Here is a 24,492-nt window from a genome sequence, read left to right as displayed (position 1 = left end):
CCGGTCAGGCCCAGCAGCACCGAGCAGGCGGTTGCCAGCACGCGCGGGGAGGCGTAGGAGGCGGGCGAGGACATGCGTACTCCGTCTTCGTACAAAGGGGGAAGAGAGCCGCACCCTACCGTCCGCCCACGACCGATCTCCACGCAAAATCCCAGCTCACAGCCGCTTTGACCACTTACGGGAGAGAAGATCCCCCGCACTTTGTGCCCCCGGCCGGCAGGACGCGCCCGGACCGGGCAGGGCCGGGCGGCGACACCCTGGACGTGGCCCTGGTGGCGGGGTTGGGCGGTGGCGTTGGGCAACGGGCCTGTCAGGTCGATCGGGTTCCGCAGCACCACCCGCTACCGCCGGCCGGGGGCGGTGGGGCGCTCGGCGAAAGCGAAGCGCAGGAAGCAGTCGTATGACTGAAGCGCCATGCGTGAACGGAACGGCACAGTGAGGGGATCGGACGAACGGACAGGCCGGATCCACAGCAGGGGAGTTGTCACCTTGAACACACTGTCGGGCAAACTGGTGAAGACGGCGGGCGTCCTGGGCCTCGCCGTGGCCGCGCTGACCACCGTGTCGGCTTCCCCGGCCGGGGCGAGCGCCTCGGCCACGGCCGGCTGCACCAAGTACTACGGATTCGACAACGTCCAGGTCCAGGTCGACAACTGCTCCGACGGCTGGGTCTGGATCTACACCGGCGACGGTACCTACTACACGGCCACCGTCGAGATCTCGGTGGGCCTCGGCAACGGGGAGACGAAGAAACTGACGGCCGACCGGGGCAAGGCCACGGCGCAGAAGTTCATCCAGGTCGGGAGCATCAAGATCTGCGGCACCAAGTGGCTGGGCATTCCCTACGCCAGCCCGTGGTGGACCTACTGCACCACCGACATCTCCGTCTGACCCGGCGGTCCTGAGCCCGCAGACGGCTTGTTGACGGCGTCAGGTCTGTGCCGCCCCTTGATGGGTGCGGCACAGACCTGATTGCCCGGTCCGCGCTTTCCCTGCTGCCACGGAACCGGCCGCCTTGGCGCACCGACCGGAAGAGCCCGGCTTTCGTTCAACTCCTCTTGATGGCGATCCAGTTCGCGCTGTACGTGTGGCGGTACGACGCGGCGGCGGTCAGCGGGCGAGGGTGGCGGTGAGCGGCCTGCCCGTACGGTCTACGGCGAGCGGGTCAGGTGACGACGGTGCCGTGCCGGGTGGAGGCCCCACCGTGTCGGGCGGCGTTCGTCGTACGGGGAAAGTGCCTGTTTCGTAGGGCGGTTGGCGTCGGCCCGGGCGGGGGTGGTGTCGCCGGGTGTTACTCCGGCTGGGTCACCACCAGGGCCCAGCCGATCGTGTCGGCGGAGGCGTCGATGCCCACGGAGAAGGATCCCTCGACCAGGCCCGGTGCCATGGTGGCGGAGCCGACTCCGGTGGTGCCCGCCGGGCAGTCCACGGTGAAGGCGGCGACCTGGGTCTGCTGGGACTCCATCGTCACCCGGACACTGCCGCCGCCCTCGCAGGCCACGGTCAGAACGGTCGGCAGGCTCCTGGACGTCCCGCCCGACACCAGACCGCCGTCCCCGACCTGGCCGTTCACCCACACCACGCCGTCCGGCCCGGGGTAGGGCAGCGCGACGCCGTCGGCCGCGCCGGCCGGGCCGGCGCCGAGGCCGGTCACCGCGCACAGTGCCAGTGCCGCTGCGCCGAAAGCCTTCGCACACGTCATGGTCGTCCCCTCCACAGCTGTTGTGACGTCAGCCATCCTGGTGGGCCCCGGCGGAAAGTACCTGAGCACGCGTACTCAATCCGGCTCCGGGGTCGCGTACCGGTTCGGCCCGGGGCGCAGGGGGACGCGGAAGGTGCGGGCGGTGTTCACGCGACAAGCCCCCCGCAGCGGCCCCCCTTGTGGTGGGGGGCACTGCGGGGGGCTTGTCGGGAGGATCAGGCGTGGCTGTGGTGGTGCTTGTTGCCGGTGACCATGCGGTAAATGATCAGCAGGATGACCGAGCCGACGATGGCGGCGACCCAGGTGGAGATGTCGAAGAAGCCGTCGATCGAGTCGACGCCGAAGATGACCTTGCCGAGCCAGCCGCCGAGCAGGCCGCCCGCGATGCCGATGAGCATCGTGATGATGATGCCGCCCGGGTCCTTGCCCGGCATCAGGGCCTTGGCGATGGCACCGGCGATCAGACCGATCAGTATCCAGGCGATGATGCTCATGTGTTTCCCTACCTCCACGAGAACTGTCGGTGACGGGAGTCGTCTTCGCTTTTCTCGGGTTTCCAAACCCCTCGAATTTTCCGACGTCCGATCAGGTGGGCTCTCGGGCCTGCCGGTTCGGGCGGGACGGCCGGGGCGCGGTGGCGGCGGCAGGTGGCCGGTTACGGGGTGCGGGGCACGTGGATGGCGAGGACGGCGGTGTCGTCGTCGACGCCGGTGCCGAAGGTGTCGAGCAGGTCGCGGATCGCGTCGACGGTGGCGGAGGCGGTGGTGGGCGCGAGGGCGCGGGCGAAGTCGAGGAGTGCGTCGTCGCCGTAGCGGTCCTCGCCGCCGGGGGTGGTGGTGCGGGCTTCGGTGAGGCCGTCGGTGTAGAGCAGGAGGGTGTCGCCGGGGGCGAGGTGGACGGCGGTGGTGGCGATGTGGGCGTCGGCGAAGGCGCCGACGAGCTGGCCGCCGGGGGTGGGGAGGTGGTCGGCGGTGCCGTCGGCGCGCAGCAGCAGGGCCGGGGGGTGTCCGCCGCTGGCCAGGGTGATCCGGAAGCCGCCCCGGGAGTCGGGGGTGAGCCGTCCGAAGAGGACGGTGCAGAAGCGGGGGTCGGGGCCGTGGTACTCGTGGTGGAGGACGGTGTTGAGGTTGCGCAGGACGGCGGCCGGGTCCGGGTCGTAGACGGCGGCGGCGCGCAGCGTGTAGCGGGCCAGCGAGGTGACGGCGGCCGCGGCGGCGCCCTTGCCGCACACGTCGCCCAGGAACAGGCCCCAGGCTCCGGCGGCCAGCGGGAACAGGTCGTAGAAGTCGCCGCCGACCTCGTCGACGGAGGCGATGTGGTAGTGCGCGGCGACGTCCAGGCCGGGTACGTTCGCCAGCGCGGGCGGCAGCAGGGTCTTCTGCAGGGTGGTGTTGAGCAGCTTGAGGCGGTCGCGTTCCCGGTCCGCCTCCTGGCGGGCGCGCAGCAGTTCGGTCTCGTAGGCGCGGCGGTCGCGGGCGTCGAAGACGGTGGTGCGGATCAGCAGGGGCTGTCCGTCGCCGCCGGTCTTGACGGTCGAGGTGACCATGACGGGCAGCCGGGAGCCGTCGGCGGCCCTGAGTTCCAGGGCGATGCCGCTGACCTCGCCCTGCATCCGCAGCAGCGGGGCGAAGTGGGTCTCGTGGTAGAGGCGGCCGCCGACGGTCAGCAGGTCGGTGAAGGCCATCCGGCCCACCAGGTCGTCGCGGCGGTAGCCGAGCCAGTCCAGCAGGGTGGTGTTGACCTTGGCGATCCGGCCGTCCAGCAGGGTGGAGAGGTAGCCGCACGGGGCGTGTTCGTAGAGGTCCTCGACGCTGTCCTCCAGCAGGGCGGAGAACCGGGCGGCCTCGTCGGCCGGGGTGTCGTCCCGGGCCGGTTCCCCGTCGCCCGCCCTCTCGCCGGGCGCGCGCCTCACCGGGCGGCCCCGGCGAAGGCGGCGATCGCCGCGGCGGTCTCCTGCGGGGCGGCCAGCTGGGGGCAGTGCCCGGTCGCGTTCAGCGTGACCAGCCGGCTGCCCGGCACCTGCGCGTGGACGAACGCGCCCACCTCGGGCGGGGCGATCGCGTCGTGCGAGCACTGGGCGACCAGCGTGGGCACCCGTACCGCGGCGAGGTCGGCGCGGTTGTCGGAGAGGAACGTCACCCGGGCGAAGGACCGGGCGATCTCCGGGTCGGTGCGGCAGAAGCTGTTGGTCAACTCCTCGGCCAGCTCGGGCCGTTCCGGGTTGCCCATGATCACTGGGGCCATCGCGCCGGACCAGCCGAGGTAGTTGGCGTCCAGCGACTCCAGCAGCTCGTCGATGTCGGCGGCGCTGAACCCGCCCCGGTAGCCCGTGGCCGGGTCGTCGACGAAGCGGGGGGACGGGGCGAGCAGCACCAGGCCGCTGAACGACTCCGGCGCGCGGGCAGCGGCCAGGACGCCCATCATGGCGCTGACCGAGTGGCCCACGAAGGTGACCGGCCCCGGCGCCACCTCCCGGCACACCTCCAGCACGTCGTCGGCGTACCCGGCCAGCGTCCCGTAGCGCTCCGGGTCCCAGGCCGACCGCCGCGAGTTCCCCGAGCCCACGTGGTCGAAGAGGACGACGGTGAAGTCCCGCTCCAGCGTCGGCGCCACCAGGCGCCACATGTTCTGGTCGCACCCGAAGCCGTGCGCCAGCACCAGGACGGGCGCGCCGGCCCGCCCGGTCACCGTCACGTGGTTCCTGCTCCGCACGTCCATACGGGCCATCCTCGCAGACCGCCCCGGCGGACCGGGGCCGAGGCGGGGTCGGCGCCCCGCGGGAGGGGTCCGGAAAAAACCCGCGGGGAAACATCCCCCCGCGGCGGACCTCGGCCTGTTACAGTCGTCTTAGTTGCAGTAATGGTTCCCATGAAATCTGTGTGCGCCTGCTGATGTTCCGCAGGCGCATTTTTGTTTCCCGGCTCTTCGCCGGGTGGGTGCTCATCTCGGCGACTCGGGGCCCGCGAGGTGCGGGTTCCGGACAGCCCAAGAAGGAGATTTATTTATGACTAATGGCACCGTGAAGTGGTTCAACGCGGAAAAGGGCTTCGGCTTCATCGAGCAGGAGGGCGGCGGTCCTGACGTGTTCGCCCACTACTCGAACATCAACGCCAACGGCTTCCGCGAGCTGCTCGAGGGCCAGAAGGTCGAGTTCGACGTCACGCAGGGCCAGAAGGGCCCGCAGGCCGAGAACATCCGTCCGCTGTAGTTCCTGCTCCGGCACCCGCCCAGCAGCGAGGGGCCCGCACCGCGTACATGCCCGGTGCGGGCCCCTCGGCATTGCGCCATCGGCGCGTTCCCGGCCCGTTCGGGCCTCCCCCAGGCTCCGCCACCGGCGGCCATCCCCGCGCGAGACGCACGGCGTCGCGCCCGGATCGGCGCCCCGCCGTGACGTCTCGCTGTGACGTCTCACGGTTCGCGGTTGCGTGCTCCCGCCCCCTTGCGGTGAGCGCCGACCGCGGGTGACGTGCCGCACGGTTCTGCCGTCCACGTTCCACCCGTCACACTTCCGGCCCGTTCCCTTGCGGTCTCCGCCGGCGCCCCGCGCCACGGAGCCCTCCTCGTGACGCGCCGACCCGAGGAAGGTTTTCCGCATGAATCGCTCCAGTCGCTCCCCGTACGCCCAGCAGAACGCCGGCTCCCGCTCCGGCTCCTCGCACGGCGGCCGGCAGGCCGGCTCCGGTCGGCGCCCCGCCGGCCGCGGTGGCCGTCAAAGTGCTTCGCCGCAGGGCGAGTTCGCGATGCCGGTGAGCACCACCCCGGCGCTGCCGCCCGTCGAGTCCTTCGACCAGCTGGACCTGCCGAAGGCCCTGCTGTCGGTGCTGACCCGCCAGGGCGTCACGGCGCCGTTCCCGATCCAGGCCGCGACGCTGCCGAACGCGCTGGCCGGCCGCGACGTGCTGGGCCGGGGCCGGACCGGCTCCGGCAAGACGCTGGCCTTCGGCCTGGCCGTGCTGGCCCGGACCGCCGGGCGGCAGGCCGAGCCGCGCAGCCCGCTGGCCCTGGTCCTGGTCCCGACCCGCGAACTCGCCCAGCAGGTCACCGAGGCGCTCACCCCGTACGCCCACGCGGTGCGGCTGCGGCTGGCCACCGTGGTCGGCGGGATGTCGATCGGCCGCCAGGCGCAGGCGCTGAACCGCGGCGCGGAGATCGTGGTCGCCACGCCCGGCCGGCTCGCCGACCTGATCCGGCGCGGCGACTGCCGGCTGGACGCGGTCGAGGCCACCGTGCTGGACGAGGCCGACCAGATGGCCGACATGGGCTTCCTGCCGCAGGTCACCTGGCTGCTCGACCAGGTCGCCGAGGGCGGCCAGACCCTGCTGTTCTCCGCCACCCTGGACCGCAACGTCGACCGCCTGGTGCGGCAGTTCCTCAAGGACCCGGTCACCCACGCGGTGGACCCCTCGGCGGGGGCGGTCAGCACCATGGAGCACCACGTGCTGCACGTGCAGAACGCCGACAAGGACGCCACGATCGCCCACATCGCCGCCCGCGACGGCGGCGTGATCATGTTCATCGACACCCGGCACGGCGCCGACCGCCTGGTGCGCAGCCTGCTGGCGAGCGGCGTCAAGGCCGCGGCGCTGCACGGCGGCAAGTCCCAGCCGCAGCGCACCCGGACCCTGGAGCAGTTCCGGTCCGGACAGGTCACGGCGTTGATCGCGACCGACGTCGCCGCCCGCGGCATCCACGTCGACGGCCTCGACCTGGTGGTCAACCTGGACCCGCCCGCCGACCACAAGGACTACCTGCACCGCGGCGGACGCACCGCCCGGGCCGGCGAGTCCGGCACCGTCGTCACCCTGGTCCTGCCCAACCAGCGCCGCGAGATGGCCCGGATGATGACCACCGCGGCCATCACCCCCGTCACCACCGAGGTCAGCGCCGGTGACGAGGAGCTGACCCGGATCACCGGCGCCCGCGTCCCCACCGGCATCCCCACCGTGATCGCCGCCCCCGTCGTCGAGCGGCCCCGCCGCGACTCAGCCACCGGCCGCAGCCGCCGGGCCCGGCGCAACCGGCGGGCCGGCGAGACCCGCACGGCCGTGGGCGGCGGCACCCGGGGGTCCGCCGACCGCCGGCCGGCCCGGCAGGTCGACCTCGCCGCGTAGTGCCCGCCGGGCCCGGCTCGCGCCGCGAGCCGGGCCCACGGCGGACCCCGCCGGCCGTCCCCCCTGCCAGTGCCCCGACCACCGCCGCCCGGCGGCGGAGACCAGAAGGAGCCACGCCATGACCATCGCCCTCGAACGCCCCACGACCGCCACCACGGTCGGCGATCTCATGAACCACCCGGAACTGCAGATCAGCGACGACGTCATGGTCGACACCGCGATGGACATCCTGCACAGCTCCGGCGCCGACCACCTCCTGGTCCGCGACGAGGAGGGCCGCTGCGCCGGGCTGCTGACCCGCCTGCACCTCGCGCCGTTCCAGGCCCGCTCCTGGTACACCGAACGCACCCCGGTGCGCGACGTCGTCCACGACCGCGCGCCGTTCGCCACCGCCGACATGGCCGCCGACACCGCGGCCGCCGCGATGCGCTCCCGGGGCCTGGACGCCTGGCCGGTGGTGGACCACGACGGCCACGCCGTCGGACTGCTCAGCCTCTGACGGCCGGGGTGGGGCGCCCGAGCGCCCGCCGGGGTGCGGTGACGGGCGGTCAGGGGGCGGTGAGGAGGCGGCGGACGGCGCGGCGGGCGCGGGCGGGTGCCTGCGGGTCGTGCCAGAGCTGGACGCCCTGGTCGGCGGCCAGGGCGACGCCGCGCAGTTCGAAGAGCAGTTGCGCCGGATCGGTGCCGGGGGGCAGTTCGCCGGCGGCGAGCGCCGCGTCGAGTTCGCCGAGGACGAAGGCGTCCCAGCGCGCGAGCGCCTCGCGGACCCGGTCGCGGACCGGGCCGGGGCGGGCGTCGAACTCGGCGGCGACGGCGGTGAGGAGGCAGCCCGCGTGCCCGTCGGCCGTCATGGAGGCGAACCAGGCGTCGTGGGCCCGCACCAGCCGCCCTGTGCCGGGGTCCGCGCCGGCCAGCGGGGCGAGGACCGCCTCCTGGAAGCGGGCCACCGCCTCGTCCACGGCGGCGAGGTGGAGTTCCTCCTTGGTGCCGAACGGGCCGATCACGCCGGCCTTGCTCATGCCCAGGTCGTCGGCGAGCACCCCGATGGTGACGCCCTCCAGGCCGGTGGCGACGGCCAGGGCGAGGGTGCGGTCGAGGATGCGGGCGCGGGTGGCGACGGCTTCGGCGGCGGACTTGCGAGGACTCATGGCACGAGCATAACCTGACGACCGTTCGTTATTAGCGATCGGTCGTTCGCCATTTCCGGGGCGGACGCCCGCCGTCCCGGGAGGGAACATGCGGATCCACCACCTCAACTGCGGTTCACTGCGCGGCATCGAGCACGAGGGCGAACAGCTCCCGGCGGTCTGCCACTGCCTGCTCCTGGAGACCGACCGGGACGGCCTGGTCCTGGTCGACACCGGACTCGGCACCGCCGACGTCGCCGACCCCGACCGCACCCTGGGCCCCGACTTCCGCGGGCGCGCCCAACCGGTGCTCGACCTCGCGGAGACGGCGCTGCACCAGGTCCGGGCGCTCGGCCACGATCCGCGCGACGTCCGGCACGTCCTGCTCACCCACCTCGACCTCGACCACGCCGGCGGGCTGCCGGACTTCCCCGACGCCGAGGTCCACCTGCTGGAGGCGGAGCAGCGCGCCGCGCTCGGCTCCCCCGGGCCGCACCCCGAGGACCGGATCCGCTACCGCCCCGCCCACTGGGCGCACCGGCCCGCCTGGACGGTGCACCGGCAGGCCGACGGGGAGCCCTGGTTCGGCTTCGACGCCGTCCGCCCGCTGCCGCAGCTCGCCGCGGACCTGGCGATCGTCCCGCTCGGCGGGCACAGCGCCGGACACGCCGCGGTCGCGGTCCGCGACCGGGGCGCCGACCGCTGGCTGCTGCACTGCGGCGACGCCTACTACTTCCACCGGGAGATCGACCCGGACCGGCCCGAGGGCCACCCCGGCATGGACGTGCTGCAGCGGCTCACCGAGGTCGACCGGCCGCTGCGGCTGGGCAACCACGCCCGGCTGCGCGAACTGGTCCGCCGGCACGGCGGAGAGGTGGTGCCCTTCAGCGCCCACGATCCGTGGGAGTACGCCCGGCTGGCGGGCGGGTCGACGGTGGGCGGGTAGACGGAGGGCGGGTAGGCGGAGGGCGGGTAGGCGGAGGGCGGCCGGTCGGCGGGGCGCGGTGCTCAGCCTCCGGCCGGGGCGGGATCGGCGGCGGGCGGCTCGGCGGTGCGCTCGGGCCCGGCGGGCGCGCCGGACGCACCGGACGCCCCGGGAGTGCGGGTCGGACGGGCGGCGGCGCGGTGCAGTTCCGCCGTGAACTGGGCACCGGCCAGCAGGGCGAGGTTGGAGAGCCAGAGCCAGACCAGGAACACCACCGTCCCGGCCAGCGAGCCGTACAGGCGGCTGTAGGTGCCCAAGGTGGCGGTGTACAGCGCGAAGCCCGCCGAGAAGGCCAGCCAGAGCGCCGCCGCCAGCGCGCCGCCCGGCAGGCTGCCCCACCGGCGCCACGCCGGTTCCGGGCCGGTCCGGAAGACGATCAGCACCAGCGCCGCCGCCACCACCAGCAGCGCGGGCCAGCGGACCACCGACCACACCAGCGGGGCCGTCCCGCCCAGGTGCAGCACCCGGCCCGCGCCCCTGGCGACCGGGCCGCTCAGGATCAGTGCCAGGGCGCTCACCGCCAGCAGCACCAGCAGCACGGCCGCGGTCAGCACGATCCGCGGGGCCCTGCGCCACGGGGAGCGCCGGTCGCTGGTGCCGTGCATCCGGTGCAGCGCCCGCCGGAACACCGCCAGGTAGCTGCAGCACGACCAGAGCGCGCTGCCCGCGCCCGCCGCCATCAGCGTCCAGCCGGTCGATCCGCCGCCCAGCGCCTGGGTCAGCACCCCGCCCAGCTCGGGCCCGGCCTGGCCCGGCACCAGCCCCGCCAACTGCACCGCCGCGTCCCGGGCCGCCGCCGGACTGATCAGCGCGAAGCCCACCACCGTGGCCAGCAGCGCCGGGAGCACCGCCAGGACCGCGTAGTACGTCAGAGCCGCCGCGAAGTCGGTGATGTCGTCGTTCCACATCGTCAGCGGCGTGCGCCGCAGCGCCCGCCACCAGCGTCTCCTGCCGCTCGACGACCCCGCCACCACGAACCCCCGCCCACCGAAAGGACCTGAACGCGCCCGACCGGCCGCCCGCACCGGATTCCCGCCCTGGCCGGCGCGAAACCGGCCGGTACCAAACCGGTCGGCGGTGCCCCGCGCTCGGGCGGGGCACCGCCGGGGGCGGGCGGCCGTCAGGCGGCCGGGCTCCGGTGGGCGCGGCGCAGGACGCGCAGGCTGTGGCCTTCGAGGGGGACGGTCGTGCCCGCCTTGAAGTCGGTCTCGTCGGCGTCGGTGAGCGCCGGGTCGGCGGTGTCCACCAGGGTGGTCCAGCTCTCGCCGAAGGCGGCGGGCGGCAGCTGGAAGGCGACCTCGCCCGACCAGCCGTTGACCAGGAGCAGCAGGGAGTCCGCGCCCTCGGTGCCGCCGCCGGTGCGGATGCCGTCGCCGGTGCGGGCGCCGTCGCCGGTGCGGATGCCGTCGCCGGTGCGGATGCCGTCGCCGGTGCGGATGCCGTCGCCGGACAGGTAGAGGGCGAGGGCGTGGGTGTCGCCGCGTTCCCAGTCACCGTCGTTCATGAGCTCGCCGTCGGTGCGCAGCCAGACGGCCTCGGCCTGCTCCGGGGGGCCGTCCTGGCCGTCCGGGCCGCGCAGGAAGCGGCGGCGGCGCAGGACGGGCTGCTCGTGCCGCAGGGCGACGACGCGGCGGGTGAAGTCGAGCAGTTCGCGCCGCTCCGGGTCGAGGTCCCAGTCCATCCAGGAGAGTTCGCTGTCCTGGCAGTAGGCGTTGTTGTTGCCCTGCTGGGTGCGGCCGATCTCGTCGCCGTGGGCGATCATCGGGACGCCCTGGGAGAGCATCAGGGTGGTGAGGAGGTTGCGCTGCTGGCGGGCGCGCAGCCGGTTGACCGCCGGGTCGTCGCTGGGGCCTTCGGTGCCGCAGTTGAACGAGCGGTTGTCGCTCTCGCCGTCCCGGTTGTCCTCGCCGTTGGCCTCGTTGTGCTTGTCCTGGTAGGAGACCAGGTCGCGCAGCGTGAACCCGTCGTGCGCGACGGCGAAGTTGATCCCGGCGCGCGGGCGGCGGCGGTCGTGCTGGTAGAGGTCGGAGGAGCCGAGCAGCCGTTCGGCGAACTCGCCGGCCGTGCCGTCGTCGCCGCGCCAGAAGCCGCGGACGGTGTCGCGGTAGCGGCCGTTCCACTCGCTCCACAGGGTGGGGAAGTTGCCGACCTGGTAGCCGCCGTCGCCGATGTCCCAGGGTTCGGCGATCAGTTTGACCCGGCTGACCACCGGGTCCTGCTGGACCAGGTCGAAGAACGAGGAGAGCCGGTCGACCTCGTGGAACTGCCGGGCGAGGGTGGCCGCCAGGTCGAAGCGGAAGCCGTCGACGTGCATCTCGGTGACCCAGTAGCGCAGCGAGTCCATGATGAGCTGGAGCACGTTGGGGTGCCGCATCAGCAGCGAGTTGCCGGTGCCGGTGGTGTCGAAGTAGTGGGCGGGGTCGTCGTCCACCAGCCGGTAGTAGGAGGCGTTGTCGATGCCCCGGAAGGAGAGGGTGGGGCCGTTCTCGTTGCCCTCGGCGGTGTGGTTGTAGACCACGTCGAGGATCACCTCGATGCCGGCCGCGTGCAGGGCCTTGACCATCGACTTGAACTCGCGGACCTGTCCGCCCCGGCTGCCCGCCGCGGCGTAGGCGTTGTGCGGGGCGAAGAAGCCGATCGTGTTGTAGCCCCAGTAGTTGGACAGGCCGCGGTCGGTGAGGAAGCCGTCCTGGGTGAACTGGTGGACGGGCATCAGTTCGATCGCGGTGACGCCGAGGGCGGTGAGGTGCTCGATCACGGCGGGGTGGGCGAGTCCGGCGTAGGTGCCGCGGAGTTCCTCGGGGACGTCGGGGTGCCGCTGGGTCATGCCCTTGACGTGCGCCTCGTAGACGACCGTCTCGTGGTAGGCGTGGCCGGGCGGGCGGTCGCCCTCCCAGTCGAACGCGGAGTCGGTGACCACGCCGAGCGGGACGTGGCCGAGGCTGTCGCGGTCGTCGGGGCGGCCCGGGTCGTCGGGGTGGTGGCCGCAGAGGGCGGGGTCGGCGTCGATCTGGCCGTCGATCGCCCTGGCGTACGGGTCCAGGAGCAGTTTCGCCGGGTTGCAGCGGTGCCCGGCCGCCGGGTCCCACGGGCCGTGCACCCGGTAGCCGTAGCGGGTGCCCGGTCCCGCTCCGGGCACGTGGCCGTGCCACACGTCGCCGTCGACTTCCTTCAGCGGCAGGCGCCGCTCGTTCCCGTCGTCGTCGATCAGGCAGAGTTCGACGCGTTCGGCGCAGGCGGAGAACAGGGCGAAGTTGGTGCCCTCGCCGTCGAACGACGCCCCCAGGGGGTACGGGCGTCCAGGTGTGATGTCCATGCCGTCACTCCAGCACACGGGGCGGGCCGGAGGGCGGAAGGACGCGGCGCACCCGCGCGCCGGGCCGGTGCGGAGCGGGGTCGGGTCCGCGCGGTGTCCGCGCGGTCAGGCGGGTCGGAGGAAGACCTCGTCGGTGTAGCACCAGGCCCAGTCCTCGCCGGGCTGGAGGGACCGGGCCAGGTGGTGCCCGTCGGCGGCGTGCGCGTGGCGGTGGGCGTGCTGCCCGGGCGAGCTGTCGCAGCAGCCGACGTGCCCGCAGCTCAGGCAGGCCCGCAGGTGCACCCAGGTGCCGCCGGAGCGCAGGCACTCCTCGCAGCCGGGGACGGTGTTCGCGGGGACCTGCTGGAGCCCGTCCAGGTGGTGGCAGACCGGTTGGTCCACCAGGCCCCGGTCCACCGCCACCCGCCATTCGCTGCGCTCGTTCACCCCGCCCACGGTACGCGTGCCCCGCTCCTCCCGGGCCGGGCGCCCCGGCGGTGCGGGGATCACCGGCCGGGGCGTACGGGCGTGCTCAGCCGCCGTCGGTGCTCAGCCGCCGTCGGCGCCCAGGCCCGCGACGGCGAGTCGGAAGGCGCGGTCCGCCCGGGTCGCCGGGTCGGTGTAGTCCTCGGTGGCCAGGGCGATCCCGATGACCAGGACGAGCAGGTCGTCGATGGTGGTGTCCGCCCGGACGGTCCGCTCCTCGACGGCCCTGCGCAGCAGCAGGTCGCCGGCCGCGGCGAGGGCGGGCGCGCAGGAGCTGTCGGCGGCCCCGTCCCGGAGCGGCTCGTAGGAGAGGACGTCCGCCAGGCCGCGGGCGGCGAGCGAGTAGGCGAGCAGTTCGCGCAGCCACTCCAGCAGCGCGGCGCGGCTGTCGGGTTCGGCGCGGAGCGCGTGGGCGCGCTCGCACAGGTCGTGGACGCGCTGCTGGAAGACGGCTTCGAGCAGGGCCTTGCGGGTGGGGAAGTGGCGTCGCACGGTGGCCGAGCCGACGCCCGCGACGCGGGCGATCTGCTCCAGGGACGCCCGGGCGCCCCGGGCCGCCACCTCGGCCTCGGCCACGGCGAGGATGTGCGTGCGGTTGCGGCGGGCGTCCGAGCGCTGGCCGGTCATGGTCTCCCCAACGTTGATTAGTGGCGGGCCCCGCCGTATCGTAGCGAACGCAAAACGGCGGGCCCCGCCGTTTCTGCTGCGCGCGACCGCCGAGGAGACGTCCCCATGACCACTGCCGAAACGCCGGTTCTCGTCACCGGTACCACCGGCCGCCAAGGCGGCGCCACCGCCCGCGCCCTGCTGGAGCGGGGGATACCGGTGCGCGCCCTGGTGCGCGACCCGGGCACGCCGCGCGCCCGGGCCGTCGAGGCACTCGGCGCCGTCCTGTGCGTGGGCGACCTCACCGAACCCGCGACCCTGGAGGCGGCCGTGGACGGCGTGCGGGCCGTCTTCTCCGTGCAGATGCCCGCGTACACCGGGCAGGGGTTCGACTTCGCCGGCGAGGTCCGCCAGGCGGACAACCTCATGACGGCCGCCCGGGCCGCCGGGGTGCGGCAGTTCGTCCAGTCCTCCACCAGCGGCGTGGGGCAGCACGTCGAGGCCCCGGGCTGGGCCGAGGGGCGGTGGGCGCGGCTGGAGGTCCCGCTCGGCACGAAGGCCGCGATCCAGGACCGGCTGCGCGAACTCGACTTCCCCTCCTGGACGTTGCTCAAGCCGTCGTTCTTCATGGAGAACTTCGAGCCGGCCATGCGGTTCTACTTCCCGCGCGGCCTGGAGGGGGGCCTGGTCACCGTCGTCAAACCGGGCACGCACCTGTCGCTCGTCGCCGCCGCGGACGTGGGCCGGGCCGCGGCGGCGGCCGTCGCCGACCCCGCCGCGTTCCACCGGGTGGAACTGGAACTCGCCGGCGACCGCCTGACCATGGCCGAGATCGCCGAGGTCCTCTCCCGCGCCTGGGGCGTCCAGCTGACGGCCCCGGACATGACCGAGGAACAGGCCCGCGGCGCCGGGATGGGCGACATGGGCGCCACGCACGAGTTCATGGAGGTCGTCGGCCAGCCGGCCCGGCCGGAGTTCGCCCGGGCGCTGGGCATCGACCTGACCGGCTTCGAGGAGTGGGCGCACGCACACCTGCCGGCCGCCACCGCCTGAGCCGGCAGGAAGGCAGGCAGGCACCGTGCCGACGGGGCGCCGCGGGAACCGGGCGGGGGCCGTCCGGAGCGGGCCGGTCAGACCACCTGCACGCCCTTCCAGAAGGCGAGGCGGCCGCGGATCTGCTCGGCCGCGGGGAACGGGTCGGGGTAGTACCAGGCCGCGTCCTGGTTCTTCCGGCCGTCGACCACGACGCTGTAGTACGAAGCCTCGCCCTTCCAGGGGCAGGTGGTGTGGGTGTCGGACTCCTCCAGGTACGCCCGCTCGACGCTTTCGAGCGGGAAGTAGTGGTTGCCCTCGACGAGGACCGTGTCGTCGCTGCGGGCGAGGACGGTGCCGTTCCAGATCGCTTCCATACCGGCCATCCTGCGCAGCGGGGCGGGCCGTGTCCGGCCGACACGCCGGTGTCCCGGCGACGGGCGGCGGTGAACTGCGGTGGCGGTCAGGGACGTTCGGGCGCGGGCTTCCCGCGCCCGCCGGACCGGACGGGCCCCGGCCGGACGGCCCCGCAGCCGTGCGGACGCGGGGCCGTGCGGACGCGGGGCTGCGGGGCCGTCCGGCCGGGGCCGCAGGACGCTCCCCTACCGCTGCTGTTCCAGGTACCGGGCCAGGCAGTCGGTGACCAGGCGGTGGTCCTCGACCTGCGGCAGGCCGGAGACGGTGACCGTGCCCACCATGCCCGTGCCGCGCACCAGCAGGGGGAAGGAGCCGCCGTGCGCGGCGTAGTGCGCCGGGTCGAGGTCGAAGGTGCGGCCCGCGGCCCGGTGGCGTTCGCCCACCAGGTAGGAGGCTTCGCCGAAGCGGCGCACCACGGCCGCCTTGCGGCGGGCCCAGTGGTCGTTGTCGGCGCTGGTGCCGGGCAGCGCGGCGTGGAAGACCTGCTGTTCGCCGTGGCGGATGTCGACCGTCACCGCGAGGTCGCGGGCCCGGGCTTCGGCGACGATCAGCGAGCCCAGCCGCCAGATGTCGTCCAGGTCGGCCGAGGGGAGCTGCAACTCCCGGTGCTGGCGTTCCAGTTCGGGGATGTCGAGGATCACAGCGCCACCGCCGCTCCGGTGCGGGCGGAGCGCTGGGCGGCCTCCAGCACGCGCAGCGCCTCGACGGCGTCGCGGGCCTCGACCGGGACGGGGCCCCGGCCGTGCAGCGCCCGGGCCAGGTCGGCGTAGTAGTCCTGGTAGCTGCCGGGCAGGGTCGCCACCGGTTCGGTCTCCTCCCCGGCCCGCAGCGCGCCCCAGCGTTCGCGCGGGTAGGCGCCCCAGTCCGGGTCCGCGGGAGTGCGGCCCCGGCGCAGCGCGTCCTCCTGGCCGTCCAGGCCGTGGGTGACGTACGCGCCCCGGGAGCCCAGTACCCGGAAGCGGGGGCCGAGGTCGCCCGCGGTGGCGCTCATCCACAGGTGGGAGCGGGTGCCGTCGGCGTGGGTGAGGGCGACGAAGCTGTCGTCGTCGGTCTGCGCGCCGTCGCGGCGGGCGTCCAGTTCGGCGTAGACGCGTTCGGCCGGGCCGAACAGGACCAGGGCCTGGTCGACCAGGTGCGCGCCCAGGTCGTAGAGCACGCCGCCGGCCTCGGCCGGGTCGCCCAGTTCCCGCCAGGCGCCGCTGAGTTCGGGGCGCCAGCGCTCGAAGCGCGACTCGAACCGGTTGACCCGGCCGAGCCGGCCCGAGGCGACCAGCTGCCGGACGGTGCGGAAGTCGCCGTCCCAGCGCCGGTTCTGGAACACGCTGAGCAGCAGGCCCCGGTCCCGGGCCAGGTCGGCCAGCCGCTCGCCCTCGGCGGCGGTGGCGGCGAGCGGTTTGTCGACCACGACCGGGAGTCCGGCCTCCAGGGCGGCGGTGGCCAGCGGGACGTGGGTGCGGTTGGGGGAGGCGACCACGACCAGGTCCAGTCCGAGGCCGGGCGCGGCGGCCCGGAGGGCGTCGGCGTCCGCGAACAGCTCGGCCCGCGGGTGCTCGCGGGAGACCCGCGCGCGGCGTTCCGGGTCGGAGGTCACTACGGCCGCGAGGCGCAGACCCGGCGTGGTGCTGATCAGGGGCGCGTGGAAGACCGCACCGGCGATGCCGTAGCCGATGAGTCCCACGTTCAGGGTCGGGAGGTCCATGCCCCAAGTTAAACAACAGCGTGGACTAACCGGCAAGCTCGCATAATCGACGGGTGACCACCGACCCGGCCCGCCACGGCGCCCTCAACCTCGCCCTGCTCCGCGACCGCAACGACACCGCCGTCCTGCGCGCCGTCCGCGCCGCCGCCGACCGCGGCACCAGCCGGGTCGAACTGGCCACCCGCACCGGGCTCACCGCCCAGGCCATCAGCAAGATCACCGCCAGGCTGCTCGCCGACGGCCTGCTCACCGAGGCCGGGCACGAGCGCGTCGCCGGGCAGAGCGGCAAGCCGCGCACCCTGCTGCGCCTCGTCCCGGGCTCCCGCTCCGCCCTCGGCGCCGAGATCGGCCGCCGCGAACTGCGCCTGCTCCGGGTCGACCTCACCGGCGCCGTCACCGCCCGGGCGGAGGAGCCGATCGACCCGGACGGCGGCCCCGGCCCGGTCCTCGACCGGCTCGCCGCCATGGTCCGCACGCTCACCGCGGCCTCCGGGACCGGCGACGTGCTCGGCCTCGGCCTGGCCTGCCCCGGCCCCCTGGACACCCGCGACGGCGTCCTGCATCAGGTCACCGGCATGCCGAGCTGGCACGGCCTGCACCTGCGCGAGGCGGTGCGAACCCGCACCGGGCTGCCCGTGGTCGTCGAGAAGAACACCACCGCCGGCGTCCTGAGCCGCCCGGGCCCGGACGACCGCGCCTTCGTCCACCTCGGCGACGGCGTCGGGGCCGGCCTGGTCCTCGGCGGCCGGGTCCAGCGCGGCGCCCGCACCAACGCCGGCGAGTTCGGCCACCAGTGCATCGACCCGGCCGGGCCGCCGTGCGCCTGCGGCGCCCGCGGGTGCCTGGAGGCCGTCTGCCTCACCGCCCTGCGGGCCGGTCGCACCGGGGAGGCCGCGGGCGCCCTCGCGATCGGCGTCGCCAACCTGGTCCGTCTGCTCGACGTCGAGGAGGTCACCCTCGGCGGCGACGCCCTCCTCGCGGACCCGGAGCCGTACGAGAGCGCGATCCGCGCCGCGCTCGCCGCCCGGCTGCCCGATCCGCACTGGCAGCACGTCGCCCTCGCCCGCGCCACCGACCTGGCGGTCCCCCAGGGCGCCGCGGGCCTCGCCCTGGCGCGGCTCTTCGGCTGAACCCGCGCGGGCGGGCCCGGCCGAAGGCGGGCTCGGGCGGCGGTGGGCGCGGCCGAAGGCGGGCTCAGGCGACGGTGGGCGCAGCCGAAGGCGGGCTCAGGCGACGGTGGGCGCGGCCGAAGGCGGGCTCAGGCGACGGTGGGCACCGCGCGGGTCGGGCAGTAGTCGGGGTTCGGCGCGCTGAACCAGGCGTCGCCGCTGAACGCGTTGTACCGGCAGGTCAGCGGGGCGGCCGGGCCGCCGCCGTAGTTGCACACCAGCCACCCCTGGCCGTAGGTCCACCCGTAGAGGCCGTGCGCGCCGTCCGTGAGGAACGACGGGCACATGTAGGGCGTGGGCGGCGTGGTGGCCGAGGCCCCGGTGGCGGTCAGGCCCATGAACCCGGTGAAGCCGACGGTGGCCAGGGCGACGGCCGCGAGGGCGGCGGCGGAACGGGCGCGCGACAAGTGGGTCTCCTCGTGCTGGGGGTCGACGGCGGAACGCCCCGCCCGCGACCGGTGTGCAACTTCTGGCGAGTGGACCGTAGCAAGCTATCCGTTTCACGCAAATACCCAACGCATGATGGAAATTGACTGACTTTCAGTCCGGCCCAGGCTGCAAGAGCAAGGGCGGAGGCAGGAGCGGCGGCGGGCTCAGCCGGACGGGCGGCGGGCCGCCAGCAGCTCCGGGTGCGGGGAGGCGACGAACTCCAGGCCCGCCTGCGCAGCTTCCGCCGCCAGGGCCGCGGGGTCGGCCGGCCACATCGGGAACTCCTCCCGGGCGTGGCGCACCGCCCGGCCCGCCCGTTCGACCCGGTAGTCGAAGACCATCCGCAGCAGCCCGCGGTCGGGCAGCCGGGTGATGTCCGCCCGGTAGCTGTCGGTGCCCAGCCGGACCGGGCCGAGGCCGGTCAGGGTCTCGGCCTCGTCGGGGAGTCCGGTGGGCGGCGGGTCGAACAGCAGCACTCCCCCGGGTACCAGGGCCCGGGCCGCCGTCCGCCACAGGGCGCGCCGGGCGGCCGGTTCGACGCAGCCGACCACGTTGGCGGCCACCGCCAGGTCGGCGGCCTCGACCAGCCCGGCGTCCTCGGCCCGGCCCGGGTGGACGGTCAGCCGGGCCCGCCGGTCCGCGCCCAGCGCCGCCGCGCGGGACATCAGCACCGTCCGCATCGCCGGGGCGGGCTCGACGGCGTGCACCGGGACGCCCGAGGACTCCAGCAGCACCTCGGTGACGAGCCCGGTCCCGGCGCCGAACTCGACGATCCCGTGCCGGGCCCGGCCGGCCGCGTCGGCGAACCACCGCCGGGCCCGCCGCCGGTCGCCCTCCGCCTGGAGCAGGTCGTAGAACTCGGCGCTGACGGCGTAGTCGCTCTCCTCCGGGGCGCTCATGCCGACCACCCTGCCGCACCGGCCCCGCACCGGGCCGGTCGGCAGGCCGGTCGGCAGGCCGGTCGGCAGGCCGGTCGACCGGTCGGGAGGGGCCGGTGGGTGTCACTCGCCATGGCTGCGCAGCGTCTCCTTCACCTTGGCGATGGCGAAGCCCCAGCCCTGCTCGACGGTCGGCTTCGCCGGGACGGCGATCTCCTGGGGGTTGGTGAGCACGTCCAGCAGCACCGGTCCGGGCGTGTCGAAGGCGCGCCGGACGCCGTCCGCCAGCTCGTCCGGGCCGGTGACCCGGATGCCGGTCAGGCCGAGCGCGGTCGCCACCGCCGCGAAGTCCGGGTTGTCCAGCTCGGTGCCGAACTCGGGCAGTCCGGACTGCTCCTGTTCGAGCTTGACCATGCCGAGCCGGCGGTTGTCGAAGACCACCAGTTTCACCGGCAGCCGGTGGGTCTTGATCGTCATCAGGTCGCCGAGCAGCATGCTCAGCCCGCCGTCCCCGCAGAACGCCACCACCTGGCGGTCCGGGTAGTGCAGTTGGGCGCCCAGCGCCTGCGGCATGGCGTTGGCCATCGAGCCCAGGTTGTAGGAGCCCAGCAGCCGCCGTCCGCCGCGCATCGTGACGAAGCGCGACAGCCAGACGGTGGCCATGCCGGTGTCGGAGGTGAAGATCGCGTCGTCGGCGGCCGCCGCGTCCACCGCCGCGGCCAGCGCCTCCGGGCGGACGTCGCCGTCGCGGTTGTCGAAGGCGCTGCGCAGCCGGCCCAGCAGGCGGTGGTCGTGCCGGGTGTCGGCGAGCTTGCGCTGGCCCTGCTGCCAGTCGGCGAACTTCCCGAGCGCCTCGTCCAGGTGGGTGCGGTCCTCGACGGCGTCCAGCAGCGGCAGCAGCGCGCGCAGGGTGGCCGCGGTGTCGCCCGCCAGGCCGACGTCCACCGGGGTGCGCCGGCCGAGGTGGCGTTCGTCCAGGTCGATCTGGACGGCCTTGCGGCCCTGCGGGTACCAGTCGCGGTAGGGGAAGTCGGTGCCGAGCAGGACCAGCGTGTCGCAGGAGTCCAGGGCGTGGGCGGCGGCCGGGTTGCCGATCAGGCCGGTCTGGCCGACCTGGTACGGGTTGGCGTCCTCGAAGCCCTCCTTGGCCTTGAGGGTGAGCACCATCGGCGCGGACAGCCGCTCGGCCAGCTCGCGGACCTCCGGTCCGGCCTCCCGGGCGCCGCGGCCGACCAGCAGGGTCACCCGCTCCCCCGCGTTGATCAGTTCGGCGGCCCGCCGGACGCCCTCGTCGTCGGGGCGGGTGACCGGGCGGGTGTGCGGGAAGCGGGCCGGGCGGTCGTCGGTCAGCTCCTGCTCGCCCAGGTCGCCGGGCACGGTCAGCACGGCGACGCCGCGTTCGGCGAGCGCGGCGCGGACCGCCGCCTCCAGCAGCCGGGGCAGCTGTTCGGGCGAGAAGACGGTGGCCCGGAACACCGCGACGTCCCGGAACAGCAGGTCGTTGTCGACCTCCTGGAAGTAGTCGCCGCCGATCTCCGCGGAGGGCACCTGCCCGGCGATCGCCAGCACCGGGGTGCGGCTCTTGGCCGCGTCGTACAGGCCGTTCAGCAGGTGCACCGAGCCGGGGCCGACGGTGCCCATGCACACGCCCAGCCCCCCGGAGAGCTGCGACTGGGCGCCGGCCGCGAAGGCCGCCGCCTCCTCGTGCCGGCAGCCCACCCACTCGATGCCCTCGGTGGTGCGGATGGCGTCGGTCAGTGGGTTGAGGGCGTCGCCGACCACGCCGAAGACGTGCCGCACCTCCAGTTCCCGGAGGGCGTCGACGATCACGCGGGCCACGGTACGTGCCACGGGGAGCTCCTTGTCGCGGGTGGGCGGTTCAGACGGTGAAGCGGTTCCGACGGTGAAGCGGTTCAAACGGTGAAGCGGTCGGGGTCGGCCTCGCGCCAGTCGCGGGCCCAGGACTGCGGCGGGTCGTCCAGCAGGCGGCCCGGTGCCATCGGCGGGTGCAGGTCGGCGTAGGAGCGGACGGTCTGCTGGTCCAGGCGGCGGCGCAGCATCCGCGGGTGCAGGTCGGCCGGGTCGTCCACGCCCATCGAGGCCATGATCTGCAGGGCGCTCTTGACGGTCGCCTCCTGGTAGCGGGCGACCCGCTGCGACTTGTCGCCGACGTGCAGGGCCCGGGCCCGGCGCGGGTCCTGGGTGGTGACGCCGACCGGGCAGGTGTTGGTGTGGCAGCGCTGGGCCTGGATGCAGCCGATCGCGAACATCATGGCCCGGGCCGCGTTGGTGTAGTCGGCGCCCTGGATCAGCCGCTTGACCAGGTCGCTGCCGGTGGCGACCTTGCCGCTGGCGCCGATCCGGATGCGGTCCCGCAGGCCGGTGCCGAGCAGTGCGTCGCGGACCGTCAGCAGACCCTCGGTGAGCGGCATCCCGACGTGGTCGGCGAACTCCAGCGGGGCCGCGCCGGTGCCGCCCTCGGCGCCGTCGACCACGATGAAGTCCGGGGTGACGCCCTCCGCCAGCATCGCCTTGCACACCGCCAGGAACTGCTGCCGCGAGCCGACGCACAGCTTGAAGCCGACCGGTTTGCCGTCCGCCAGCTCCCGCATCCGGGCCAGGAACAGCACCAGTTCGCGCGGGGTGGAGAAGACCCGGTGGTACGGCGGCGAGATGACCGTCTTGCCCTCCGGCACGCCGCGCACCTCGGCGATCTCGGCGTTGACCTTGGCGCCGGGCAGCACCCCGCCGATGCCGGGCTTGGCGCCCTGGCCGAGCTTCAGCGACAGGCACTTGACCTGCGGGTGGGCGGCCTTCTCGGCGAACTGGGCCGGGTCGAAGCCGCCGTCCTCGGTGCGGCAGCCGAAGTAGCCGGTGCCGAGCTCCCAGACCAGGTCGCCGCCCGGCCGCAGGTGGTACTCGGACAGGCCGCCCTCGCCGGTGTCGTGCGCGAAGCCGCCCTGCGCCGCGCCGGTGTTCAGCGCCAGCACGGCGTTGGCCGAGAGCGAGCCGAAGCTCATCGCGGAGACGTTCAGCAGCGCCATGTCGTAGGGCCGGGTGCAGTCGGGGCCGCCGATCCGCACCCGGGGGGCCTCCTTCGGCACCGCGACCGGGGCCAGCGACGGGACGAGGAACTCCCGGCCGGGCTCGTACAGGTCCAGTTCGGTGCCGAACGGCTCCTCGGCGTCGGTGCCCTTGGCCCGCTCGTAGACGATGCTCCGGGTGTCCCGGTCGAAGGGGCGGCCGTCCACGTTGCGCTCGACGAAGTACTGCTGCACCTCGGGCCGGATGTCCTCCAGCGCGAACCGCAGGTGTCCCAGCACCGGGTAGTTGCGCAGCACCGAGTGCCGGGTCTGCAACACGTCCGCGACCGCCAGCGCCGCCAGCGCCAGCAGCGGCACCGCCAGGAACCACCACCACGGCGACACCACCGACGCCACCACCACGGCCGCCGCCGCTCCGCACCCCAGCAAGGCCACCCACAGGAATCTCAGCACGGTGGGCGTCTAACCGGATCGCCGGATCGCAGTCCTCCTGCGACCGACCCGGAACGCGGCAGGAGGGCAGGTCAGGCGGCGGCAAAGGGCGGGCAAAGGGTCGGCAAGGGGCGGGCGTCGGGCTCGTGGTCCCGGTGCCGCGCGGGGGTGCTCCCGGGCGGTGTTCGAGCGGCCCCCGGCGGACGGCCGGGGTTCAGGCCGGCGGGTGGCTGATCAGTCGGCCGTCCGGGGTGGCGGCGAGCAGGCGGCCGGCGTGGGCGGCCAGCGCGGTGGCCGGGGGGAAGGGCGCGGCCGGGCGGAAGGGTTCGTCGGTGCGGACGGGCGGGCGGCTGAGCAGGCCGTCGGGGCCGAGGGCGTACAGCCGGGCGTTGAGGACGGTCAGGGCGGTGGCCTTCCCGGCGCCGCCGAGCGCCGTCCAGGGGGCGTCGGGGAGCTGGGCGGGGCGGTGGTGCAGGGTGTCGTCGTGCGGGGTGAGGGCGAACAGGGTGGTGTCGCACAGGGCGAGTGCGGTCGTTCCGGCGGGCACCGGTCCGGCGTCCCGCCAGGGGGCGGGGCCGGTGACGGGGTCGCGGTGGACGAGGCGGTCCTCGGTGGTCACGGCGAGCAGGGCGAGCGGGACGGGGCGGCAGGCTTCGCGGGGGGCGGTCAGGCAGCGCAGTTCGACGGGGGCGGGGTCGGGGTCGGGGTCGGCGCAGGGCCGCCAGGGCAGGTTCTGCTCGGACGGTTCGCGGTGCAGCAGGGTGCGGCCGTCGGCGGCGAGGGCGAACAGAGTGCCCTCGCAGGCGGCGAGGGCGCGCAGCGCGGGGGCCGGGCCGACGGTGTGCCAGCGGGGGGCGGGGACGGTGCCGGAGAGCCGGTCGAGGACGTTGCGGGTGACCCGGTCGACGGCCGGGTCGTCCAGCGCCCGGCCCCAGTTGATGGTGGCCGCGTTGAAGACCGTCCCGGCGCCGAGCCGGTGCACGCCCAGGGTGGCCCAGCCGCCCTGGCCGTACGCGCGCCAGTGGCGCAGGTCGGCGGTGGCGAGGACGGCGAAGGAGCGCGGGGTGCCGTCGCGGCCGGTGGGCCGGGGGACGCCGAGGGACCAGTCGAGTTCGGCGGCGTCGGTCTCGTAGCCGAGGGAGCCGCGGGCGAAGGTGTCGCCGTCGGACAGGCCGGTGCCCTCGAACACCCAGTGGTCGGCGAACCGGACGGTGTACGCCTCCTCGCCGATGACGGCCATGCCCTCGCCCCAGGCGCCCGCGCCGTTGCGGAAGCTGACGCCGGTCATGGTGTTCTCCGGGCGGTCGACCGGCGCGGAGGACCACTCGACGGTGGCCCGGGCGGGGTCGGTGGCGGCGACGGGGTCGGCGGCGGCGTCCCGGTGGCAGACCATGGTGCGTCCGCCGTCCTCCAGCCGGATCTGCCACCAGGCGGTGTTCCCGGCGAACACGGCGAGGTTGCCGCCGCGGCGGACGAAGCCCTCGACGCTGTCGCGCATCCCGGCGGTCCAGTACTCGTCGTGGCCGTTGACCACCAGCAGCCGGTGGGCGGAGAGCAGTTCGCCGCCGTCGTCCAGGTCGAATCCGGAGCAGAACTCGACCGGGCGGCCGGTGCGGTGCAGCCAGTGCAGCAGCGGTTCCTCCCAGCGCTCGGGCGGCGGGCCGCCGCCGGGGGCGTCCAGCGCCACCCGGGCGGCCCGGTCGGGCTGTTCGGCGTAGTAGAGGCTCCGGCCGGGCTGGCCGGCCCGGTGGTAGGCCCGCCAGGTGGCGAACGGGACGGAGACCAGGATCGGGGCGGCCGGGCGGGCGGCCCGGACGGCGAACCACACCTCGTGCTCGGCGTCGCGCTCCGGCTCGGGCTCCTCGGGGCGCAGGTCGTGGAAGCTGGCCCGGTAGAGCGAACTCGGCCAGTGCGCGGGGACGGTGAGCTCCCAGCGGGTGCCCCGGAGGTCCGCGGCGGCGCGCACCCGGCCGGCCACCACGTCGGTGACCAGGACCCGTCCGGTGAGCGGGCCGCCGTCGCCGGCGGTCACCTCGAAGCGCATCCGGCCGCCCTGCGGGCACGAGGTGGCCCCGTCCGC

At 74.6% G+C, this 24,492-nt stretch carries 24 protein-coding genes; 7 read left to right on the top strand and 17 right to left on the bottom strand.

From position 1 onward, the window contains the following. Nucleotides 1-489: 489 nt before the first annotated feature. A complete protein-coding gene (locus ACIP60_RS35765) occupies nt 490-891 on the top strand; it encodes a hypothetical protein (protein WP_400692998.1) in 402 nt (133 codons plus the stop codon). Between the two features lie 400 nt (nt 892-1,291). Here the strand turns inward: ACIP60_RS35765 and ACIP60_RS35760 are convergent, their stop codons facing one another. The 4 genes from ACIP60_RS35760 to ACIP60_RS35745 all read right to left on the bottom strand — a co-directional run bounded on the left by ACIP60_RS35760 (nt 1,292) and on the right by ACIP60_RS35745 (nt 4,420). Then, complete coding sequence (locus ACIP60_RS35760) at nt 1,292-1,702, bottom strand: hypothetical protein (RefSeq protein WP_400692996.1); 411 nt, start codon at nt 1,700-1,702, stop codon at nt 1,292-1,294. 215 nt (nt 1,703-1,917) lie between these two features. Beyond that, nucleotides 1,918-2,196, bottom strand: coding sequence for a GlsB/YeaQ/YmgE family stress response membrane protein (locus ACIP60_RS35755; protein WP_400692993.1), 279 nt, complete (start codon nt 2,194-2,196; stop codon nt 1,918-1,920). A 161-nt stretch (nt 2,197-2,357) separates the two neighbouring features. Next, complete coding sequence (locus ACIP60_RS35750) at nt 2,358-3,614, bottom strand: PP2C family protein-serine/threonine phosphatase (RefSeq protein ID WP_400692990.1); 1,257 nt, start codon at nt 3,612-3,614, stop codon at nt 2,358-2,360. Beyond that, nucleotides 3,611-4,420 carry an alpha/beta fold hydrolase gene (locus ACIP60_RS35745; RefSeq protein ID WP_400692987.1) on the bottom strand — a complete coding sequence of 270 codons (810 nt, stop codon included), beginning with the start codon at nt 4,418-4,420 and terminating at the stop codon, nt 3,611-3,613. The genes ACIP60_RS35750 and ACIP60_RS35745 overlap by 4 nt, the downstream gene beginning before the upstream one ends. A gap of 286 nt (nt 4,421-4,706) precedes the next feature. Between ACIP60_RS35745 and ACIP60_RS35740 the strand changes: the two genes are divergently transcribed. From ACIP60_RS35740 to ACIP60_RS35730, 3 genes are all read left to right on the top strand, one after another. Continuing rightward, nucleotides 4,707-4,910: a cold-shock protein gene (locus tag ACIP60_RS35740; protein WP_033253417.1), complete on the top strand. Its 204-nt coding sequence runs from the start codon at nt 4,707-4,709 to the stop codon at nt 4,908-4,910. Between the two features lie 385 nt (nt 4,911-5,295). Beyond that, complete coding sequence (locus ACIP60_RS35735) at nt 5,296-6,813, top strand: DEAD/DEAH box helicase (protein ID WP_400692983.1); 1,518 nt, start codon at nt 5,296-5,298, stop codon at nt 6,811-6,813. A gap of 118 nt (nt 6,814-6,931) precedes the next feature. Next, nucleotides 6,932-7,312: a CBS domain-containing protein gene (locus ACIP60_RS35730; RefSeq protein ID WP_282204238.1), complete on the top strand. Its 381-nt coding sequence runs from the start codon at nt 6,932-6,934 to the stop codon at nt 7,310-7,312. 49 nt (nt 7,313-7,361) lie between these two features. Here ACIP60_RS35730 and ACIP60_RS35725 read toward each other — a convergent pair whose 3' ends face one another. After that, complete coding sequence (locus ACIP60_RS35725) at nt 7,362-7,961, bottom strand: TetR/AcrR family transcriptional regulator (protein ID WP_400692981.1); 600 nt, start codon at nt 7,959-7,961, stop codon at nt 7,362-7,364. An 88-nt stretch (nt 7,962-8,049) separates the two neighbouring features. Here ACIP60_RS35725 and ACIP60_RS35720 point away from each other — a divergent pair, with 88 nt between their 5' ends. Continuing rightward, complete coding sequence (locus ACIP60_RS35720; protein WP_400692978.1) at nt 8,050-8,886, top strand: MBL fold metallo-hydrolase; 837 nt, start codon at nt 8,050-8,052, stop codon at nt 8,884-8,886. A gap of 62 nt (nt 8,887-8,948) precedes the next feature. On the opposite strand, the gene ACIP60_RS35715 is transcribed toward ACIP60_RS35720, so the two are convergent. The 4 genes from ACIP60_RS35715 to ACIP60_RS35700 all read right to left on the bottom strand — a co-directional run bounded on the left by ACIP60_RS35715 (nt 8,949) and on the right by ACIP60_RS35700 (nt 13,333). Continuing rightward, a complete protein-coding gene (locus ACIP60_RS35715; RefSeq protein WP_400692976.1) occupies nt 8,949-9,833 on the bottom strand; it encodes a YihY/virulence factor BrkB family protein in 885 nt (294 codons plus the stop codon). A 212-nt stretch (nt 9,834-10,045) separates the two neighbouring features. Continuing rightward, complete coding sequence (gene glgX / locus ACIP60_RS35710; protein ID WP_400692973.1) at nt 10,046-12,241, bottom strand: glycogen debranching protein GlgX; 2,196 nt, start codon at nt 12,239-12,241, stop codon at nt 10,046-10,048. A 105-nt stretch (nt 12,242-12,346) separates the two neighbouring features. After that, nucleotides 12,347-12,622 carry a UBP-type zinc finger domain-containing protein gene (locus ACIP60_RS35705; RefSeq protein WP_400693010.1) on the bottom strand — a complete coding sequence of 92 codons (276 nt, stop codon included), beginning with the start codon at nt 12,620-12,622 and terminating at the stop codon, nt 12,347-12,349. Between the two features lie 147 nt (nt 12,623-12,769). Continuing rightward, nucleotides 12,770-13,333, bottom strand: a complete 564-nt coding sequence (locus ACIP60_RS35700; RefSeq protein WP_400692970.1) for a TetR/AcrR family transcriptional regulator — start codon at nt 13,331-13,333, stop codon at nt 12,770-12,772. Nucleotides 13,334-13,438: 105 nt separating this feature from the next. Here ACIP60_RS35700 and ACIP60_RS35695 point away from each other — a divergent pair, with 105 nt between their 5' ends. Beyond that, complete coding sequence (locus ACIP60_RS35695) at nt 13,439-14,365, top strand: NmrA family NAD(P)-binding protein (RefSeq protein ID WP_400692967.1); 927 nt, start codon at nt 13,439-13,441, stop codon at nt 14,363-14,365. 77 nt (nt 14,366-14,442) lie between these two features. Here the strand turns inward: ACIP60_RS35695 and ACIP60_RS35690 are convergent, their stop codons facing one another. The 3 genes from ACIP60_RS35690 to ACIP60_RS35680 all read right to left on the bottom strand — a co-directional run bounded on the left by ACIP60_RS35690 (nt 14,443) and on the right by ACIP60_RS35680 (nt 16,460). Further along, nucleotides 14,443-14,721, bottom strand: a complete 279-nt coding sequence (locus tag ACIP60_RS35690) for a DUF427 domain-containing protein (RefSeq protein ID WP_100838709.1) — start codon at nt 14,719-14,721, stop codon at nt 14,443-14,445. 225 nt (nt 14,722-14,946) lie between these two features. Then, the gene (locus tag ACIP60_RS35685; RefSeq protein ID WP_400693007.1) at nt 14,947-15,399 is read right to left on the bottom strand and encodes a heme-degrading domain-containing protein; all 453 of its coding nucleotides are present in this window, start codon (nt 15,397-15,399) and stop codon (nt 14,947-14,949) included. Continuing rightward, nucleotides 15,399-16,460 (bottom strand): Gfo/Idh/MocA family oxidoreductase, encoded by a 1,062-nt coding sequence (locus ACIP60_RS35680; RefSeq protein WP_400692963.1) that lies wholly within the window; start codon nt 16,458-16,460, stop codon nt 15,399-15,401. Before ACIP60_RS35680 ends, ACIP60_RS35685 begins: the two co-directional genes overlap by 1 nt. A gap of 53 nt (nt 16,461-16,513) precedes the next feature. On the opposite strand from ACIP60_RS35680, the gene ACIP60_RS35675 reads away from it, so the two are divergent. Then, nucleotides 16,514-17,590: an ROK family protein gene (locus ACIP60_RS35675; RefSeq protein ID WP_400692960.1), complete on the top strand. Its 1,077-nt coding sequence runs from the start codon at nt 16,514-16,516 to the stop codon at nt 17,588-17,590. A 128-nt stretch (nt 17,591-17,718) separates the two neighbouring features. On the opposite strand, the gene ACIP60_RS35670 is transcribed toward ACIP60_RS35675, so the two are convergent. The 5 genes from ACIP60_RS35670 to ACIP60_RS35650 form a co-directional block, all read right to left on the bottom strand. After that, entirely contained in the window at nt 17,719-18,036 is a 318-nt protein-coding gene (locus tag ACIP60_RS35670; protein ID WP_400692957.1) for a hypothetical protein, read from the bottom strand. 186 nt (nt 18,037-18,222) lie between these two features. Continuing rightward, on the bottom strand, nt 18,223-18,957 hold the full coding sequence (locus ACIP60_RS35665) for a class I SAM-dependent methyltransferase (RefSeq protein WP_400692954.1): 735 nt from the start codon (nt 18,955-18,957) through the stop codon (nt 18,223-18,225). A 102-nt stretch (nt 18,958-19,059) separates the two neighbouring features. Beyond that, a complete protein-coding gene (locus tag ACIP60_RS35660; RefSeq protein ID WP_400692951.1) occupies nt 19,060-20,787 on the bottom strand; it encodes a thiamine pyrophosphate-dependent enzyme in 1,728 nt (575 codons plus the stop codon). Nucleotides 20,788-20,849: 62 nt separating this feature from the next. Continuing rightward, nucleotides 20,850-22,430 carry an FMN-binding glutamate synthase family protein gene (locus tag ACIP60_RS35655; protein WP_400693004.1) on the bottom strand — a complete coding sequence of 527 codons (1,581 nt, stop codon included), beginning with the start codon at nt 22,428-22,430 and terminating at the stop codon, nt 20,850-20,852. 196 nt (nt 22,431-22,626) lie between these two features. After that, complete coding sequence (locus tag ACIP60_RS35650) at nt 22,627-24,456, bottom strand: N,N-dimethylformamidase beta subunit family domain-containing protein (RefSeq protein WP_400693001.1); 1,830 nt, start codon at nt 24,454-24,456, stop codon at nt 22,627-22,629. Nucleotides 24,457-24,492: the final 36 nt, after the last annotated feature.

The organism is Kitasatospora sp. NPDC088783, from assembly GCF_044750705.1.
Taxonomy (GTDB): domain Bacteria; phylum Actinomycetota; class Actinomycetes; order Streptomycetales; family Streptomycetaceae; genus Kitasatospora; species Kitasatospora fiedleri.
Note: the sequence above shows the minus strand (reverse complement) of the source record. Positions and strands in the feature narration are given on the sequence as shown.

Excerpts from the sequence above, each read along its gene's own strand:
- ACIP60_RS35760 (WP_400692996.1), bottom strand. The coding sequence starts at position 1,702 with ATGACGTGTGCGAAGGCTTTCGGCGCAGCGGCACTGGCACTGTGCGCG.
- ACIP60_RS35755 (WP_400692993.1), bottom strand. The coding sequence starts at position 2,196 with ATGAGCATCATCGCCTGGATACTGATCGGTCTGATCGCCGGTGCCATC.
- ACIP60_RS35745 (WP_400692987.1), bottom strand. The coding sequence starts at position 4,420 with ATGGACGTGCGGAGCAGGAACCACGTGACGGTGACCGGGCGGGCCGGC.
- ACIP60_RS35740 (WP_033253417.1), top strand. The coding sequence starts at position 4,707 with ATGACTAATGGCACCGTGAAGTGGTTCAACGCGGAAAAGGGCTTCGGC.
- ACIP60_RS35735 (WP_400692983.1), top strand. The coding sequence starts at position 5,296 with ATGAATCGCTCCAGTCGCTCCCCGTACGCCCAGCAGAACGCCGGCTCC.
- ACIP60_RS35730 (WP_282204238.1), top strand. The coding sequence starts at position 6,932 with ATGACCATCGCCCTCGAACGCCCCACGACCGCCACCACGGTCGGCGAT.
- ACIP60_RS35725 (WP_400692981.1), bottom strand. The coding sequence starts at position 7,961 with ATGAGTCCTCGCAAGTCCGCCGCCGAAGCCGTCGCCACCCGCGCCCGC.
- ACIP60_RS35720 (WP_400692978.1), top strand. The coding sequence starts at position 8,050 with ATGCGGATCCACCACCTCAACTGCGGTTCACTGCGCGGCATCGAGCAC.
- ACIP60_RS35715 (WP_400692976.1), bottom strand. The coding sequence starts at position 9,833 with ATGTGGAACGACGACATCACCGACTTCGCGGCGGCTCTGACGTACTAC.
- glgX (WP_400692973.1), bottom strand. The coding sequence starts at position 12,241 with ATGGACATCACACCTGGACGCCCGTACCCCCTGGGGGCGTCGTTCGAC.
- ACIP60_RS35700 (WP_400692970.1), bottom strand. The coding sequence starts at position 13,333 with ATGACCGGCCAGCGCTCGGACGCCCGCCGCAACCGCACGCACATCCTC.
- ACIP60_RS35695 (WP_400692967.1), top strand. The coding sequence starts at position 13,439 with ATGACCACTGCCGAAACGCCGGTTCTCGTCACCGGTACCACCGGCCGC.
- ACIP60_RS35690 (WP_100838709.1), bottom strand. The coding sequence starts at position 14,721 with ATGGAAGCGATCTGGAACGGCACCGTCCTCGCCCGCAGCGACGACACG.
- ACIP60_RS35680 (WP_400692963.1), bottom strand. The coding sequence starts at position 16,460 with ATGGACCTCCCGACCCTGAACGTGGGACTCATCGGCTACGGCATCGCC.
- ACIP60_RS35665 (WP_400692954.1), bottom strand. The coding sequence starts at position 18,957 with ATGAGCGCCCCGGAGGAGAGCGACTACGCCGTCAGCGCCGAGTTCTAC.
- ACIP60_RS35650 (WP_400693001.1), bottom strand. The coding sequence starts at position 24,456 with ATGCGCTTCGAGGTGACCGCCGGCGACGGCGGCCCGCTCACCGGACGG.